Source organism: Labedella phragmitis (assembly GCF_004078635.1).
Lineage (GTDB): Bacteria > Actinomycetota > Actinomycetes > Actinomycetales > Microbacteriaceae > Labedella > Labedella phragmitis.
Genome location: NZ_RZNB01000001.1, coordinates 56,921 through 71,239 on the forward strand (window position 1 = coordinate 56,921; position 14,319 = coordinate 71,239).

13 protein-coding genes are annotated in these 14,319 nt (G+C 69.5%); 6 read left to right on the forward strand and 7 right to left on the reverse strand.

The features are described from left to right. Window positions 1–12: 12 nt before the first annotated feature. Window positions 13–1,407 carry an ABC transporter substrate-binding protein gene (locus ELQ90_RS00280; RefSeq protein WP_243695937.1) on the reverse strand — a complete coding sequence of 465 codons (1,395 nt, stop codon included), beginning with the start codon at window positions 1,405–1,407 and terminating at the stop codon, window positions 13–15. A 156-nt stretch (window positions 1,408–1,563) separates the two neighbouring features. On the opposite strand from ELQ90_RS00280, the gene ELQ90_RS00285 reads away from it, so the two are divergent. Both ELQ90_RS00285 and ELQ90_RS00290 read left to right on the forward strand, forming a co-directional pair. Beyond that, entirely contained in the window at window positions 1,564–2,574 is a 1,011-nt protein-coding gene (locus ELQ90_RS00285) for a LacI family DNA-binding transcriptional regulator (RefSeq protein ID WP_128493284.1), read from the forward strand. Window positions 2,575–2,756: 182 nt separating this feature from the next. After that, window positions 2,757–4,427, forward strand: coding sequence for a sialidase family protein (locus ELQ90_RS00290; protein WP_128493285.1), 1,671 nt, complete (start codon window positions 2,757–2,759; stop codon window positions 4,425–4,427). Between the two features lie 111 nt (window positions 4,428–4,538). Here the strand turns inward: ELQ90_RS00290 and ELQ90_RS00295 are convergent, their stop codons facing one another. The 3 genes from ELQ90_RS00295 to ELQ90_RS00305 form a co-directional block, all read right to left on the reverse strand. Further along, window positions 4,539–5,543: an aldo/keto reductase family protein gene (locus tag ELQ90_RS00295; protein WP_128493286.1), complete on the reverse strand. Its 1,005-nt coding sequence runs from the start codon at window positions 5,541–5,543 to the stop codon at window positions 4,539–4,541. Between the two features lie 158 nt (window positions 5,544–5,701). Further along, entirely contained in the window at window positions 5,702–7,381 is a 1,680-nt protein-coding gene (locus tag ELQ90_RS00300) for an ABC-F family ATP-binding cassette domain-containing protein (RefSeq protein ID WP_128493287.1), read from the reverse strand. A gap of 34 nt (window positions 7,382–7,415) precedes the next feature. Next, window positions 7,416–8,234 (reverse strand): helix-turn-helix transcriptional regulator, encoded by an 819-nt coding sequence (locus tag ELQ90_RS00305; protein WP_128493288.1) that lies wholly within the window; start codon window positions 8,232–8,234, stop codon window positions 7,416–7,418. 140 nt (window positions 8,235–8,374) lie between these two features. Here ELQ90_RS00305 and ELQ90_RS00310 point away from each other — a divergent pair, with 140 nt between their 5' ends. Continuing rightward, window positions 8,375–9,121: an SDR family oxidoreductase gene (locus ELQ90_RS00310; RefSeq protein ID WP_128493289.1), complete on the forward strand. Its 747-nt coding sequence runs from the start codon at window positions 8,375–8,377 to the stop codon at window positions 9,119–9,121. A gap of 57 nt (window positions 9,122–9,178) precedes the next feature. Next, on the forward strand, window positions 9,179–10,054 hold the full coding sequence (locus tag ELQ90_RS00315; protein ID WP_128493290.1) for an NAD-dependent epimerase/dehydratase family protein: 876 nt from the start codon (window positions 9,179–9,181) through the stop codon (window positions 10,052–10,054). A gap of 134 nt (window positions 10,055–10,188) precedes the next feature. On the opposite strand, the gene ELQ90_RS00320 is transcribed toward ELQ90_RS00315, so the two are convergent. From ELQ90_RS00320 to ELQ90_RS00330, 3 genes are all read right to left on the reverse strand, one after another. After that, complete coding sequence (locus ELQ90_RS00320; protein WP_128493291.1) at window positions 10,189–10,890, reverse strand: GAF and ANTAR domain-containing protein; 702 nt, start codon at window positions 10,888–10,890, stop codon at window positions 10,189–10,191. 89 nt (window positions 10,891–10,979) lie between these two features. Continuing rightward, window positions 10,980–12,383, reverse strand: coding sequence for an FAD-dependent oxidoreductase (locus ELQ90_RS00325; protein ID WP_128493292.1), 1,404 nt, complete (start codon window positions 12,381–12,383; stop codon window positions 10,980–10,982). Between the two features lie 11 nt (window positions 12,384–12,394). Further along, a complete protein-coding gene (locus tag ELQ90_RS00330) occupies window positions 12,395–13,153 on the reverse strand; it encodes an aquaporin (RefSeq protein ID WP_128493293.1) in 759 nt (252 codons plus the stop codon). A 49-nt stretch (window positions 13,154–13,202) separates the two neighbouring features. Here ELQ90_RS00330 and ELQ90_RS00335 point away from each other — a divergent pair, with 49 nt between their 5' ends. Together ELQ90_RS00335 and ELQ90_RS00340 are read left to right on the forward strand one after the other, a co-directional pair. Further along, a complete protein-coding gene (locus ELQ90_RS00335) occupies window positions 13,203–13,877 on the forward strand; it encodes an arsenate reductase/protein-tyrosine-phosphatase family protein (RefSeq protein ID WP_128493294.1) in 675 nt (224 codons plus the stop codon). Between the two features lie 43 nt (window positions 13,878–13,920). Next, window positions 13,921–14,319: an arsenate-mycothiol transferase ArsC gene (locus tag ELQ90_RS00340; RefSeq protein WP_128493295.1), complete on the forward strand. Its 399-nt coding sequence runs from the start codon at window positions 13,921–13,923 to the stop codon at window positions 14,317–14,319.

The window sequence follows — 14,319 nt, forward strand, 5'->3', positions numbered from 1 at the left end:
GCCCCGCACCCGTCACTGCCTGTCGATGAGGTTCGCCTGAATGTCGGCGGACGACTTCTCGAGCACCTCGGCGGGCGAGAGCTCGCCGTCGAGCATGCGCTGCACGTCGTTGCCGAGGTAGTCGACGGCACCGGCCCACCACGAGGGTGTCGGCGCCGCGGCCGGGATCTCCGTGCTCGCCTCGGTCGCGACGGACCACAGGTCCTGCCCGCCGAGGGCGTCGACCGGCTCGAAGAGCGGTGCCGCCGGATCGGCCGCGGGCTCGTAACTCGGGATCGACGTGTTGAGACCGTTCGGGTACACGTCGTTCGGTCCCCACACGGCGGTGTAGCCGGCCTCGTCGAACATCAGGAACTCGTAGAAGAGCCACGCGAGGTCGGCGTTCTCGGCGTCCCTCGGAATCGAGAACGAGGAACCGCCCATCGCCCCGCTTCGGGCGCCGCCGTCCTCCCACGCGGGAAGCGGCATCGCGCGCCAGTCCCCCGCCGTCTCGGGGAGGAGCTGCTGCGGCGCGAAGCTGAACCAGATCGCCCACGGGTAGAACACCTGGTTGCCGGACTCGAGCTCGGCGATGTCCGTGGGGGTCAGGTACTCCGCCCGCGTGCCGAGGCCGTCCTTCTGCACGGTGTCGAGGAAGCCGAGGATCTGCTCGTACTCCGGCGAATCCAACCGCAATTCTCCATCGGCGTCGGCGAGACTCGTGCCGAGTTGGCTCGCGTACATCTCGAGCTGCAGCTGACCGAGGAACGCGGACTGCTCGAGGTGGATCGGCTTGGCCGACGGCACCGCCTCCTGATACTCGCGGGCCGCGGCCAGGAGGTCGTCGTAGGTCTCGATGGTCGTCGCGTCGATCCCCTGTGCCTCGAGCGCCGTGGCGTTGTAGTAGAGCAGGCCGGGGTTCGAGTCGTACGGGACACCGTAGATGCCGCCGTCGATCGAGTTGACGTCGATCTTCTGCTGGGCGATGTCGTCGACGTAGGGGTCGAGCACGTCGCTCAGGTCCCACATGTAATCGGAGAGTCCGGCGACCTTCGCGTCGTCGAGGAACACCCCGTCGGGCACGTCGGTCCCCGTGATGAGGGTGTTCTGGAGCTTGGCGTCGATGTCGACGGCCTCGTGGTTGACGGTGATGTCGGGGTAGACCTCGTTGAAGTCCTCGATGGCCGCGTCGAAGACCTCGTAGAGGTCACCCGAGCGGTCCCAGATGGTGATCTCGCCGGAGGGCGAGTCGCCGTCGGGCGCCTGGAGGCGGCCCGCTGAGGCGTCCCCGTCGCCGGAGCCGGCGGTGATGTCGGGGCCGCATGCCGTGAGGCCGAGCGCGAGGATCGCCGCGCCGCCGATGACGGTGAGACCGCGACGGCGCGCGATGCGCCGCCGGGTGGCACGGGTAGGCGTGAGCTGGTGCAACTGACACTCCTTTGTGACATGGGTTTCGTCTGCTGCCGCGATCATCTCGGGCGACGGATCGACGTTTGCCAACGTAGGCAAAACCATAGCGGGTGTTTGCCATCGTTGCAAACGCTATGCTGGCGAGACATTCGAGACGACTACGAGGGGATGACCATGCCGGCAACACTGCGTGACGTCGCCGAGCGAGCGCAGGTGTCGATCCGCACCGTCTCCAACGTCATGCGCGGCTACACGCATGTGAGCGACCGCACACGCACCCGCGTGCTCGCCGCCGTCGAGGAGCTCGACTACCGCCCCAATCCCGCCGCACGCACCCTGCGGACCGGGAGGACGGGCATGCTCGCCCTCATCGTCCCCGAGATCGACGTCCCGTATTTCAGCGCGCTCGCTCGCGACGTCATCGCGGCGGCCGCCGAGCTCGATTTCCGGGTCATGATCGACCAGACCGGGCATGACCACGAACGCGAGCGCGAGCTGCTCACCGGCGACGACCGGGAGATGCTCTTCGACGGCGTGCTCTTCAGTCCGCTCGTCACCCAGGCCGAGCTCCTCGAGATGAACCCCTCGACCCGCATCCCGCTCGTACTGCTCGGCGAACACGACTTCGACGACCGCTTCGACCACGTCGCGATCGACAACGTACGCGCCGCCCACGACGCCGTCCGGCACCTGTTGGAGCGCGGGCGGACGCGCATCGCCGCGATCGGGGCACAGCCGCAAGAGCAATACGCCACTCCGCAGCAGCGCACCGCCGGCTACGAACTCGCCCTCCGCGAAGCCGGTATCGAGCCGAACCCCGGTCATACACGCTCCGCCGCACACTACAGCCGCGCCGACGGCTATGCCGCAGCGACGGAACTGCTCCGGCTCGATCCCCGACCCGACGCGATCCTGTGCTTCTCGGACCTTCTGGCGATGGGCGCGATGCGCGCCGTCTTCGACGCCGGTCTCACGGTGCCCGACGACGTCGCGATCGTCGGCATCGACGACATCGAGGAGGGCCACTACTCGCGTCCGACGCTCACCTCCGTCTCCCTCGACACGGCCTTCATCGCCGAGCACGCCGTCGCGCGCATCGCGGCGCGTATCGAGGAGCCCGACCTCCCTCCGGAACAGATCGTCGCGCCGCACGCACTTCACGTCCGGGAGAGCTCCGGCGGCTGACGCCTGATCCTCTCCACCGGATGCGCGACCGCCGCGAGGTGCGTCGCTGAAGCCCGCGCGCGCCACCCTTCGACACGCTCGGGACCGGATGGTGGGCCGTAGACCCGCCCCTTGCAACGATGGCAAACCTGGTGCAGAGTGTGCAGTGCGTTGGCGCGTCTTCGACACAGAGGGAATGAACAATGACGTCCATCGCGGGTCTGCGGCATCGGCCGCAACTGCTTCTCCTGCTTCTCGCCGCCGTGCTCGGCGGCCTCCTCGTGGGCCTCGCGCCCACCGCCGCTCCGCCCGCCGCCGCAGCGCAGGCCGGCAACATCCTCTACTCGCCCAACCTGGCGACGTACCCGAACGGGACAGCCGGATACCCGCGGGCGATCCGCCTCGACCACGACGGCTCGACCAACCAGACCATGCTCGCGACCTTCGCGCGCGGCGGTCACAACGGCCCCACCAACCTGCCGATCTACCGGAGCACCAACGGCGGGACGAGCTGGAGCCAGATCTCCACGATCTCCTCGAACACCGCGGGGTGGGACCTCGAGGCACCGACGCTCTTCGAAGTACCGCGCACGATCCCGGGCCTCAACCAGGGCGACCTGCTCGCGGCGGGCACGGCGTGGAGCGTCGGCGACTACTCCGCGCAGAAGGTCGAGGTCTTCAAGAGCACGGACAAGGGCCAGACCTGGACGTACCTGTCGAACTGCACGCAGACCTCCGGCCAGCCGAACGGGTGGGGTCACGGCATCTGGGAGCCCACGTTCCTCGTCGCGGACGACAACACGCTCGCGTGCTTCATCTCGGACGAGCGCCCGGCGAACAGTGCGACGAACAACCAGGTCATCGGCCACTACACGTCGACGAACGGCGGCGTGAGCTGGAGCAGCACCCTCGTGCAGGACGTCGCGTTCCCCGCGGACAACCTGGCGCGGCCGGGAATGCAGACCTTCGCCGAGCTGCCCAACGGGCAGTTCGTGATGTCGTACGAGCTATGCCGCGACGCGACGAACGCCGACCACGCGTGCGAGGTGTACGTCAAGTTCAGCGCGGACGGGCTCAACTGGGGCGCCCTCGGCAACGCAGGGACGCTCGTGCAGACGACCGACAACCGACAGCTCCTCCACACCCCGTACATCTCCTGGGCGCCGGGCGGCGGAGCCAACGGCACCATCCTCCTGTCCGGCCAGCGCGTCGTCGCGGGACCGACCGGCAACAAGACGGTGCTCGCGGAATCGGGGACCGTGCTGTTCGCCAACACGAACCTCAGCGTCGGAGCCTGGACCGAGCTCGAGGCGCCGGTGACGGTGAACCCGACGGGTGGGTATGCGGCCGGAGTGCCGTCGTGCCCGGGGTACTCGACTCCGGCGATCGCGCGGGAGAACGGCACGAGCTTCGTCTACTTCGCGGCGACGTGGCGCGGCCAGGGCAACCAGTGCGAACTGCGATTCGGGATCGGCTCGCTCCCGGGGCCGACGGGTCAGATCACGGGACTCGGTGGGAAGTGCGTGGACGTCGACACCAACACCGCCGTGAGCGGTCGCGCCGTGCAGCTCTACACGTGCGGGATCGCGACCGGGCAGCGGTGGTCCGTGGCACCCGACGGCACCATCCGCGCGTTCGGCAAGTGCCTCGACATCACGAACAACGGCACGGCGAACTTCAGCCCCGTGCAGTTGTGGGACTGCCTGCCGAACGCCGGAGCGCAGCAGTGGCGACCGCAAGCCGACGGCAGCCTGCTGAACCCGCAGTCCGGTCGCTGCCTCGACCTGCCCCAAGGCAACGTCGCTGACGGTACCGACCTGCAGATCTACGACTGCAACGGACTCGCCCCGCAGAAGTGGACTCTGCCGGCCTAGCGGGCGACGCGAGAGCCGTCCTCCCATCGGCCGACAGGCCCAGGGACCAGAGCGGGCCCGCCGCCTCGGAAGAGGCGGCGGGCCCGTCGACAGGTTCAGGAGCGGACGTGCCTAGACCAGGCGGCCCTCGGGGGACTTCGTCTCCGACGGGTCGGTCTCGGGCAGGTCTCCGAGCGCCTCGTCGATCGCGCTGAGGACCGACTCGTCGAGCTTCACGCCGGCGGCCGCCGCGTTCGACTCGATCTGCTCGGGCTTGGAGGCGCCGACGATGGCTCCCGCGACGTTGTCGTTCGAGAGCGTCCACGCGACGGCGAGCTGGGCCATCGTGATGCCGAGGTCGTCGGCGATGGGCTTGAGCTTCTGCACGGCCGTGAGGGTCTCGTCGTTCATGAACCGCTTGATCATGTCCGCACCGCCCTTCTCGTCCGTCGCGCGGCTGCCCTGCGGGAGTTCCTCGCCCGGCTTGTACTTGCCGGTGAGCACACCCTGGGCGATGGGCGACCAGACGATCTGCGAGATGCCGAGGTCGCGCGAGGTCGGGACGACCTTCTCCTCGATGACCCGCCAGAGCATCGAGTACTGCGGCTGGTTCGAGACGAGCTGGATGCCGAGGTCCTCGGCGAGCTCGTGCGCCTCGGAGAGCTGCTCGGCCGTCCACTCGGACACGCCGATGTAGAGCGCCTTGCCCTGCTCGACGACGTCGGCGAACGCGATCATCGTCTCCTCGAGCGGGGTCTCGTAGTCGTAGCGGTGCGCCTGGTACAGGTCGACGTAATCGGTCTGGAGCCGCTGCAGCGACTCGTCGATCGAGTGCCGGATGTGCTTGCGGCTGAGGCCGGTGTCGTTGTGGCCCTTCGGGCCGGTCGGGAAATACACCTTCGTGAAGATCTCGATGCCGGCACGACGCTCGCCCTTGAGGGCCTCGCCGAGCACGGTCTCCGCCGCGCCGTCGGCGTAGCCGTCCGCGGTGTCGAAGGTCGTGATGCCCGCGTCGAGGGCCGCGCGCACCGACTTCATGGCGGTGTCGTTCTCCACCTGAGAACCGTGCGTGAGCCAGTTGCCGTAGATGATCTCTGAGATCTTGAGTCCGCTGTTGCCGAGGTATCGGAATTCCATGCTCGCAACGCTACGCCCACCCCCTGACCGCAGATTCGGGATTGCACGCACCCCCGCTCCCCGCTACACGAAAGGGCTACCCCCGCACGAGGGCGCCACGTACCGCTAGCGCCCTCGAGACCAAACTGCCGCCCTCGGGCGACAGATGAGCCGGCGGGTCACCGCTCGGCGACGGTTCCGCCCTCGACGCGCCAGTGCCGATCGAGTCGGACCGTGTCGAGCATGCGACGGTCGTGCGTGACGAGGAGCAGCGTGCCGTCGTAGCTCTCGAGCGCCTGCTCGAGCTGCTCGATCGCCGCGAGGTCGAGGTGGTTGGTCGGCTCGTCGAGCACGAGCACGTTCACGCCCCGCGCCTGCAGCAGCGCGAGTCCTGCCCGTGTGCGCTCGCCGGGAGAGAGCTCGTCCACGGGGCGCGACACGTGGTCGGCGCGCAGACCGAACTTCGCGAGCAGCGTGCGCACCTCTCCCTGCGGCCACTCGGAGAGGATCGCCTCGACGGCCTCGGCGAGCGGCTTCGACCCGTCGAGCTGGGCGCGTGCCTGGTCGATCTCGCCGATCGCGACGCTCGCCCCGATGCTCGCGGTGCCCTCGTCGGGCGCCTGCCGCCCGAGGAGACCGCGGAGCAACGTCGACTTGCCCGCGCCGTTGGGGCCCGTGATGCCGATACGGTCACCGCCGTTGATCTGCAACGACACGGGCCCGAGCACGAACTCTCCGCTCTCGGGGTCGCCCTGCCGGAACAGCGCGCCACTCAGCGTCGAGACGACGGCGCTCGAACGAGGCGCCGCCCCGATACTGAACTCGAGCTTCCACTCCTTGCGCGGCTCGTCGACCTCCTCGAGGCGCGCGATGCGGCTCTCCATCTGCCGGACCTTCTGCGCCTGCTTCTCGCTCGACTCGGTCGCGGCCTTCCGCCGGATCTTGTCGTTGTCCGGCGACTTCTTCATCGCGTTCCGCACGCCCTGGCTCGACCACTCGCGCTGCGTCCTGGCCCGGCCGACGAGGTCGGCCTTCTTGTCCGCGAACTCGTCGTAGGCCTCGCGCGCGTGACGACGGGCGGTCTCGCGCTCCTCGAGGTAGGCGTCGTAGCCGCCACCGAACACGCGGTTCGACGACTGCGCGAGGTCGAGTTCCAGGACCGTCGTGACGCAGCGGGTGAGGAACTCGCGGTCGTGGCTCACGAGCACGACGCCGCCGCGCTGCTCGCGAACGAAGCGCTCGAGCCGGTCGAGGCCGTCGAGGTCGAGATCGTTCGTCGGTTCGTCGAGAAGCACGATGTCGAAGCGACTGAGCAGGAGGGCGGCGAGTCCGACCCGGGCGGCCTGCCCTCCGCTCAGCGCAGTCATCGCGCTCTCCGGGCCGACCGTGCCGCCGCTCGCGAGGCCGAGGTCGGCGAGGACGACGGGGAGTCGCTCGTCGAGGTCCGCGGCCCCGCTCGCGAGCCAGCGGTCGAACGCGACGGAGTAGGCGTCGCCGGCGTCGACACCGGCGGGTGCCGCCTCGGGCGTCGCGAGGAGCGCGGCGGCCGCGTCCATGTCGAGCGTCGCCTGAGTGCATCCGGTGCGCCGCCCCACGTAGTCGGCGACGGTCTCGCCGGGCACGCGCTCGTGCTCCTGCGGCAACCACCCGACGAAGGCGTCACCCGGGTTGAGGGTGATCGTGCCGGCCTGCGGCTCGTCGACGCCCGCGAGCAACCGCAGGAGCGTCGATTTGCCCGCGCCGTTCGCCCCGACGACACCCACGACGTCGCCCGGCGCGACCGTGAGGTCGAGGTCGTCGAAGAGGGTGCGGTGGCCGTATCCGCCGGCGAGGCCGCTGGCCACCAAGGAAGCGCTCATCCGTTCATTCTCTCGCGTGAGGGCCACCCACCCCTCATCCGGTGGCCGCGAGCGAGGCGAGCAGCCCGAACTTCTCGGCGGCGGCGCTCTCCTCGTCGGGGTAGTAGAGCACGAGGATGACGTCGCCGACGGGCAGCTTCTCCCGGTGGAGGCGGAGGTCGCCGACCGTCGGATGGCGCAGCGTCGTGGAGCCGCCCTCGAGCGGGCGGAGGTCGTGGCGTGCCCAGATCGACCGGAAGCGCGCGCTCGCGAGCGAGAGTTCGCCGACGAGCTCCACCGCTCGTTCGTCCGCGACATCGTCTCCCAGGGTGTGACGAGCGAGGGCGACGAATCCCTCGACGGCCCGCTCCCAGTCCTCGTGGAAGTCGCGCTCGGCGGGATCGAGCAGGAGCGAGCGCAACCGGTTCTCGCCCGGGACGAGCCGCGGCGAGAGCGCGACGGCGAGCGGGTTGGACGCGAGCACGTCGAAGTGACGGCTCTCGACGAAGGCGGGCACGCCGATCGCCGCGAGGAGGTGATGCAGGCGATCGGGGACACGGTCGAGGCGGCGGGAACGGCGCGGTCGTGGTGCGGTGCCTCCGAGGCCGCGCAAGTGATCGGCCTCGACGTCGTCGAGCTGGAGGACGCGCGCGAGGGCATCGAGCACTTGGGGTGACGGGTTGTGGTCGCGGCCGCGTTCGAGCCGCAGGTAATAGTCGGCGCTGATGCCGGCGAGCAGCGCGACCTCCTCGCGCCGGAGCCCCGGCACGCGGCGGTTCGACCCGGCGGTCAGGCCGAGCGCCTCCGGCCGGACGAGCGCACGCCGCGCCCGCAAGTACTCGCCGAGTCGCCCCGGCTCCTCGTTCCCGTTCACGCCCCCACGGTACGCGCGTCGCGCGCTCCGAGAGAGGCCCCGTCACTCCTCGTCTCAGCACTCCTGGTCTCGGCGGGGATCTTCCCCGCCGAAGCATGCGGGGCGACGATTCCGGTGTACCGATCAGAAGGAGACTCACCATGGACATCACCCACCGTACCGTCCTCATCGCGGGAGGCACGTCGGGCATCGGGCTGGGGCTCGCGCGACGATTCGTCGCGGCCGGCAGCACCGTGATCGTCGGGGGTCGCGACACGAGTCGCGTCGACGACCTCGAGACCGTCGCGATCGACGTGACCGACCCCGAATCGATCGCCCGCGCCCGCGACGACGTACTCGCCGCACACCCCGACCTCGACCTCGTCGTGACGATGTCGGGCGTCATGCTCATGGAGGATCTGCAGGACCCAGCGCACGCGGCGGGCGCCGAGACGACGATCACGGTGAACCTGCTCGGCACGATCCGCGTCCTCGACGCCTTCACCCCGCACCTGCTCGCGCGGGGCGACGCGGACATCATCACGGTGTCGTCGGGGATCGCGTTCCTCCCGTTCCCGCCCATGCCGTCGTACGGAGCCTCGAAGGCCGGAGTACACGCGTACACGGAGTCGCTGCGCGCCCAGCTCGACGGCACGGGCGTCCGAGTGACCGAGCTCGTCCCGCCGGCCGTCGCGACCGCCGGTCAGGAGAAGGTCAACCCGTCCGCCCTGCCGCTCGACGCCTACCTCGACGAGGCCCTCGCGCTCCTCACCGGAGAACCGACGCCGAACGAGGTCGTCGTGACCGCGGCACAGCGCTTGCGCTGGGCGGAGCGCGACGGCACCTACGCGGAGCTGCTCGCGGCCCGGTCGCAGGCCCTCTCGATGCTGCCGGGTCGCGCGGGCTGAGCTGTGGCCGAGCATCGGGGCTGATCGGGTTCCTGTCACGCCGCTACAGTCGGTGTCATGCAGCGACGCGACGATGCCCCCGCACCCCGCACGACAGACGGAACACCCGCTCCCCGCACGGTCTGGGTGAGCGGGTCGTCGGGCAAGCTCGGCAGCGAGGTCGTGCGGCAGCTGCAGGAGGCGGGTGACCGCGTCATCGAGGCCGATCTCGTCGGCGAGACTCCCGTCGACCTGCTCGACCCCGCGGCCGTCGCGGACTCGATGCGCGGGGCCGACGCCGTCATCCACTGCGCGGCGATCCCCGCGCCTGTGAACATCGAGCCCGTCGACCTCATGCGCATCAACACGCTCTCGTGCTTCAACGCTCTCGAGCAGGCCTGGCTCGCGGGAATCCAGGTCGCCGCCGTCGCGTCGAGCGCCTCCATCTACGGCCCGGCCTGGTCGGAGGAGTGGGCGTCGCCGCCCTTGCGTTTCGACTCCGTCCCCGTCGACGAGGACACCCCGCTCACGTTCGTCGACCCCTACGCGCTGTCGAAGGACGTGACCGAGAGCACGAGCCGCATGTTCGCGCGCCGCGGTATGACCGTGACGGCGCTGCGCTTCCACTGGATCGCGTCCGTCGAGCAGGCGCGCGAGCGAGCGGCGACCGAGCCGGAGGCGGAGGGAGCGGTCGGCCTCTGGGGATACACCGAACTGAGCGACGCGGCACGCGCGTGCATCCTCTCGCTCGATCCGCTCCCCGCCCACCGGGGGTACGAGGCCCTCGTGATCGTCGCGGACGACACCCTCTCCGAGGTGCCGACGGAAGAGCTCCTCGACCGACACCTGCCGGACATCACGCGACTCCGCCCGATCACCGGGACGGCAAGCGCGTTCGACTCGTCACGAGCGGGCGAGACCATCGGCTGGCGTGCAGAGCGCACCTGGCGTTGACGCGTCGGTGAGCGGCCGGTCGGCCCGGATCGCCTGTTCCACGTCTCGAGGATCCGCGAGACCCGCTCCGCTGGACTGACAGTAGGTGGGACCACGTGTCGCAGCAGCCCGTCGCCCCGGACGGGCGGGTCAGGTCAGATCGTGATCTCGCGTTCGACCACCGCGCGCGCGACGTCGGTGAGTCGAGCCTGATTGCGGCGAGCATGATCGCGGAGGGCGGCGAAGGCGCTCTCCACCGTCGTCGACTTCTGGAAGGCGATGAAGCCCTTCGCCTGCTCGATGAGCAGGCGGCTGTCGAGCGCACGCTGGAGCTGATCGACTTCCCGATCGTTCTCGCGGCGCACGACGACGCTCATCATCGCGACCTGGGTCATCGCCTGGATGAAGGTGATCGCCGCGGCGCTCATCCGGCCGGGGTGATTGATGAAGACGTTCATCCCACCGATCGTTCGGCCTCCCAGTGCCATGGGAACCGCGACAGCCGACCCGACCCCGGCCTCGAGAGCCACAGGGGCGAAGACCGGCCACCGATGAGCGGACGCCGCGACGTCCTCGACCTCGACGAGCTCGCCGCTCCGGATGCAATCGAGGCACGGGCCCTCCTCGGTGCCGATCTGGGCCTCCTCGACGTCGATGCTGCGCTCACTCGACGACGCGGCGACGTGGAGTCCGCCGTCCTGATCGGCCAGGACGACGGCCGCCTGATCCGCTTCCGTCAGCTCGACGGTCGCTTGCACGAGGATGTCCATGATGTCGATGACGTCGTGCCCCGAGCGGAGCGCATCGGCCAGCTGGACGAATACTCGGACGGATTCAGCGCGGATCAGATCGGTCATGGCTTCACCTTCGTTCAGACCCGCCTCGATATGTACCGCTTGCGCTCGGCCGCTCTCCGCCACTCGCGTGCGGGGCACTGGTTATCTGGTCACGACGGGACGATCCCGGGAGTACGTCGGTTGACGTCTCTGCTCCATGCCTGCGTAGCGACCTGCACGGCGTCCCACGGCGAGCCGAGCGGAGGGGTGTAGGAGAGATCGAGGTCGCTCATCGCCTCGACCGTCATGCCGTGGTGGAGAGCGGTCGCGAACGTGTCGACGCGCTTCGCGATCTCCGCACCGCGGGCTCCGACGAGTTGCGCGCCCAGGAGCCGTCCGTCGCTCGTGTCGCCGGTGATGCGGATGCTGATCGGCGTAGCGCCCGGGTAGTACGCCTTGTGATCGTCGGCGATGGCGGTCGCACTGCGGGGCTCGAGTCCGGCACCGACGGCCTCGCGGTCGCGGAGACCGGTACGGGCGGCGACGAGGTCGAACACCTTCACGACCTGCGTGCCGACGCTCCCGGTGAAGCGCGCGTCACCGCCGATCGCGTTCTCCCCCGCGACGCGACCCTGCTTGTGCGCGGTGGTTCCGAGGGGCAGGTAGGTCACGCCGAGCAGCCGATGATGCGTCACGACGCCGTCGCCGGCGGCCCAGACGTGAGGGAGGCCCGTGCGCATCCGCTCATCGACCACGACGGCGCCGCCCGGTCCCGTCGTCGCTCCAGCGCCGGTGAGGAGACCCGTGTTGGGGCGGACGCCGACGACGACGAGGACGAGATCGGCTCCGCGTTCGAAGGCTCCACTCTCATCCTGACCGAACACGACCAGGCGGCCGTCATGGCGAGCCACGGCGGCGACGCGGGCGCCGGTGACGACGTCGACGCCGTGCCGGAAGAGCTCCTCGTGCACGAGCACGCCAAGCTCGGGGTCGAGGGTGGAGAGCACCTCGGGTCCCCGCTGCAGTTGCGTCACCGCGAGCCCACGCACCGTGAGCGCCTCGGCCATCTCGAGTCCGACGTAACCCGCGCCGACGATGATCGCCGTCTGCGGCTCCCGCTCCTCGAGGTACCGTTCGAGCGCGAACGTGTCGCCCATCGAGTGCAGCAGATGGACGCCGTCGTCAGGCCCCAGCCCGTCGTGGCCGCCGATCCCCGCGATACCCGCCGTCGACGGCGAAGCACCTGTTCCGACCATCAGCCCGTCATAGGCGATCGTGTCCTCCGAACCGTCGGCATTCCGGACAGCGAGCTTCCGCTCGGCCACGTCGATGCCCGTCGCGAGGGTGTCGAGTCGCAGCCGCATGCCGGTCGCCTCGAGATCGGCGCGGGTGCGGTGCGCGAGCGACTGCCACCGGTCCACCTCCCGGGAGAAGTAGTACGGGATTCCGCAGATCGAGAAGTTCGGGTAGGAGTCCGCGACGACCACCGTCACGTCGACGGCGGGGTCGAGTTCGCGGGCGCGCAGTGCGGCGGAGATACCGGCGTCGCTTCCGCCGATCGCTACGAGATGCATGAGGCGGCCTTTCAGAGTTTCGCGTCGACGGAGTGGGGGACCACGACGTCGTCGGCCGCGCGAGCGGCGGTCGGGTAGAGCACGAGCACCAGGGCGAGGCCGAGGGCCCCGCCGAGGAGCTGCATGAGGATGAAGGGCGGCACGGAGCCGGGAGCGATCCCGGCGAACGTGTCGCTGAAGACGCGCGCGACGGTGACGGCGGGATTAGCGAACGACGTCGAACTGGTGAACCAATAGGCCGCACCGATATAGGCGCCGACAGCGGCAGCCGTCACCGAACCCTGCGAGGTCCGGGCGAGCGAGAAGATCAGCAGCACCAGTCCGCCCGTGGCCACGACCTCCGCGACGAGGTGGCCGCCGGTCACACGATCCGTCGATGACAGCTGCGAAGGCAACTCGAACATCACGTTCGCGAGAACCGCACCGGCACTGCCGCCGAGGACCTGAGCGGCGATGTACGGGCCGACGTCGCGCAGCGGCAGCCCGGCAGCGGCGCGGGCTCCGATCATCCAATCCACGAGGGTGACGACGGGATTGAAGTGCGCTCCCGACACCGGGCCGAACATCAGGATCAGCACGGCGAGTCCCAACGCGGTCGCGAGGCTGTTCTCGAGGAGCTGCAAGCCGACGTCGTCGGGCGAGAGGCTCGCGGCCGCGATCCCGGAGCCCACCACGATCGTCACGAGCAGCGCCGTGCCGAGGAACTCGGCGAGGAGGCGCCGTGCGAGATGGGGCCGGGAGAGAGCAACGGCGGGGCGGGAAGCGTTCATGGCGATGGCCATCTTGACCGATGGAATTAGCTCAGTCAATATTGAATCAATGAACAGTGAGCGACAGGATCCGATCGACCGGCGCGCTGCGAGGCACGCCGCTCTCGGCGACCCCGCTCGCCTCCGCATCGTCGACCTCCTGACGCTCGGCGATCTATCCCCCTCAGAGATCCGAGTGGCGCTCGGGATGCCGGCGAACCTCGTGACGCACCACCTGAACACGCTCGAAGCCGTCGGAATGGTGTCCCGCTCCCGTTCCGAGGCCGACAAGAGGCGCAGTTACGTCCGCCTCTCGCCCACGGCGCTCGACGGCCTGATTCCGGGCGTCGTGGAGCATGCCGAGCGGGTCGTCTTCGTCTGTACCGCGAATTCGGCACGTTCGCAGTTGGCGGCAGCCCTCTGGAAGCAGCAATCGGCCATCCCCGCCGCATCAGGCGGGACCCATCCGTCGCCGCGCATCGACGACGGAGCGGTCGCCGCCGCCGAGCGGCACCATCTCGCCCTCACCGACGCCCGACCCCGAGCCCTCAGCGAGATCATCACGCCGAACGACTTCGTCGTCACCGTCTGCGACAACGCCCACGAAGAGTTGGGCGTCACCGGGAACCTCCACTGGTCGATCCCGGACCCGGTTCGAATCGGCACCGCCGCCGCCTTCGACACCACCTACGCCGAGCTGCAGCGACGCATCTCGGATCTGGCACCGCGGCTCGCCGCATCCTGAGCACACGATGTCCACACACCGGCACCACCGACGAAAGCGACCCATGAGCGACAGCAAGCCCACCGTCCTGTTCATCTGCCAGCACAACGCCGGGCGATCGCAGCTCGGCGCCGCACTGCTCGAGCACCTCGCGGGAGACCGCTTCACGGCCACCTCTGCCGGACTCTCGCCGGCGGATCACGTGAACGACGCGGTAGCCGCCTCCGTCGGCGAGCTGGGCGTCGACATCACGAGCATGGTCCCCCGCGCCGTGACCGAGACCGACCTCGACGAGGCCGACATCGTCGTGCTCATGAAGCCGGGACTGCGCCTTCCGTCGACACCGCGCGGCGAGGTCCTCGAGTGGTCGTTCCCCAACCCGGAGGCATGGGACCTCGACGCCGTTCGGCCACTGCGCGAGGCCGTGACGGAGAAGATTCAGTCGACGATCCTCACTCGCTGA

What these genes read in the sequence shown, in the direction of transcription:
- ELQ90_RS00315 (WP_128493290.1), top strand. Translation starts at nt 9,179, where the DNA reads ATGCAGCGACGCGACGATGCCCCCGCACCCCGCACGACAGACGGAACA.
- ELQ90_RS00285 (WP_128493284.1), top strand. Translation starts at nt 1,564, where the DNA reads ATGCCGGCAACACTGCGTGACGTCGCCGAGCGAGCGCAGGTGTCGATC.
- ELQ90_RS00340 (WP_128493295.1), top strand. Translation starts at nt 13,921, where the DNA reads ATGAGCGACAGCAAGCCCACCGTCCTGTTCATCTGCCAGCACAACGCC.
- ELQ90_RS00290 (WP_128493285.1), top strand. Translation starts at nt 2,757, where the DNA reads ATGACGTCCATCGCGGGTCTGCGGCATCGGCCGCAACTGCTTCTCCTG.
- ELQ90_RS00335 (WP_128493294.1), top strand. Translation starts at nt 13,203, where the DNA reads ATGAACAGTGAGCGACAGGATCCGATCGACCGGCGCGCTGCGAGGCAC.
- ELQ90_RS00325 (WP_128493292.1), bottom strand. Translation starts at nt 12,383, where the DNA reads ATGCATCTCGTAGCGATCGGCGGAAGCGACGCCGGTATCTCCGCCGCA.
- ELQ90_RS00320 (WP_128493291.1), bottom strand. Translation starts at nt 10,890, where the DNA reads ATGACCGATCTGATCCGCGCTGAATCCGTCCGAGTATTCGTCCAGCTG.
- ELQ90_RS00330 (WP_128493293.1), bottom strand. Translation starts at nt 13,153, where the DNA reads ATGAACGCTTCCCGCCCCGCCGTTGCTCTCTCCCGGCCCCATCTCGCA.
- ELQ90_RS00310 (WP_128493289.1), top strand. Translation starts at nt 8,375, where the DNA reads ATGGACATCACCCACCGTACCGTCCTCATCGCGGGAGGCACGTCGGGC.
- ELQ90_RS00300 (WP_128493287.1), bottom strand. Translation starts at nt 7,381, where the DNA reads ATGAGCGCTTCCTTGGTGGCCAGCGGCCTCGCCGGCGGATACGGCCAC.
- ELQ90_RS00295 (WP_128493286.1), bottom strand. Translation starts at nt 5,543, where the DNA reads ATGGAATTCCGATACCTCGGCAACAGCGGACTCAAGATCTCAGAGATC.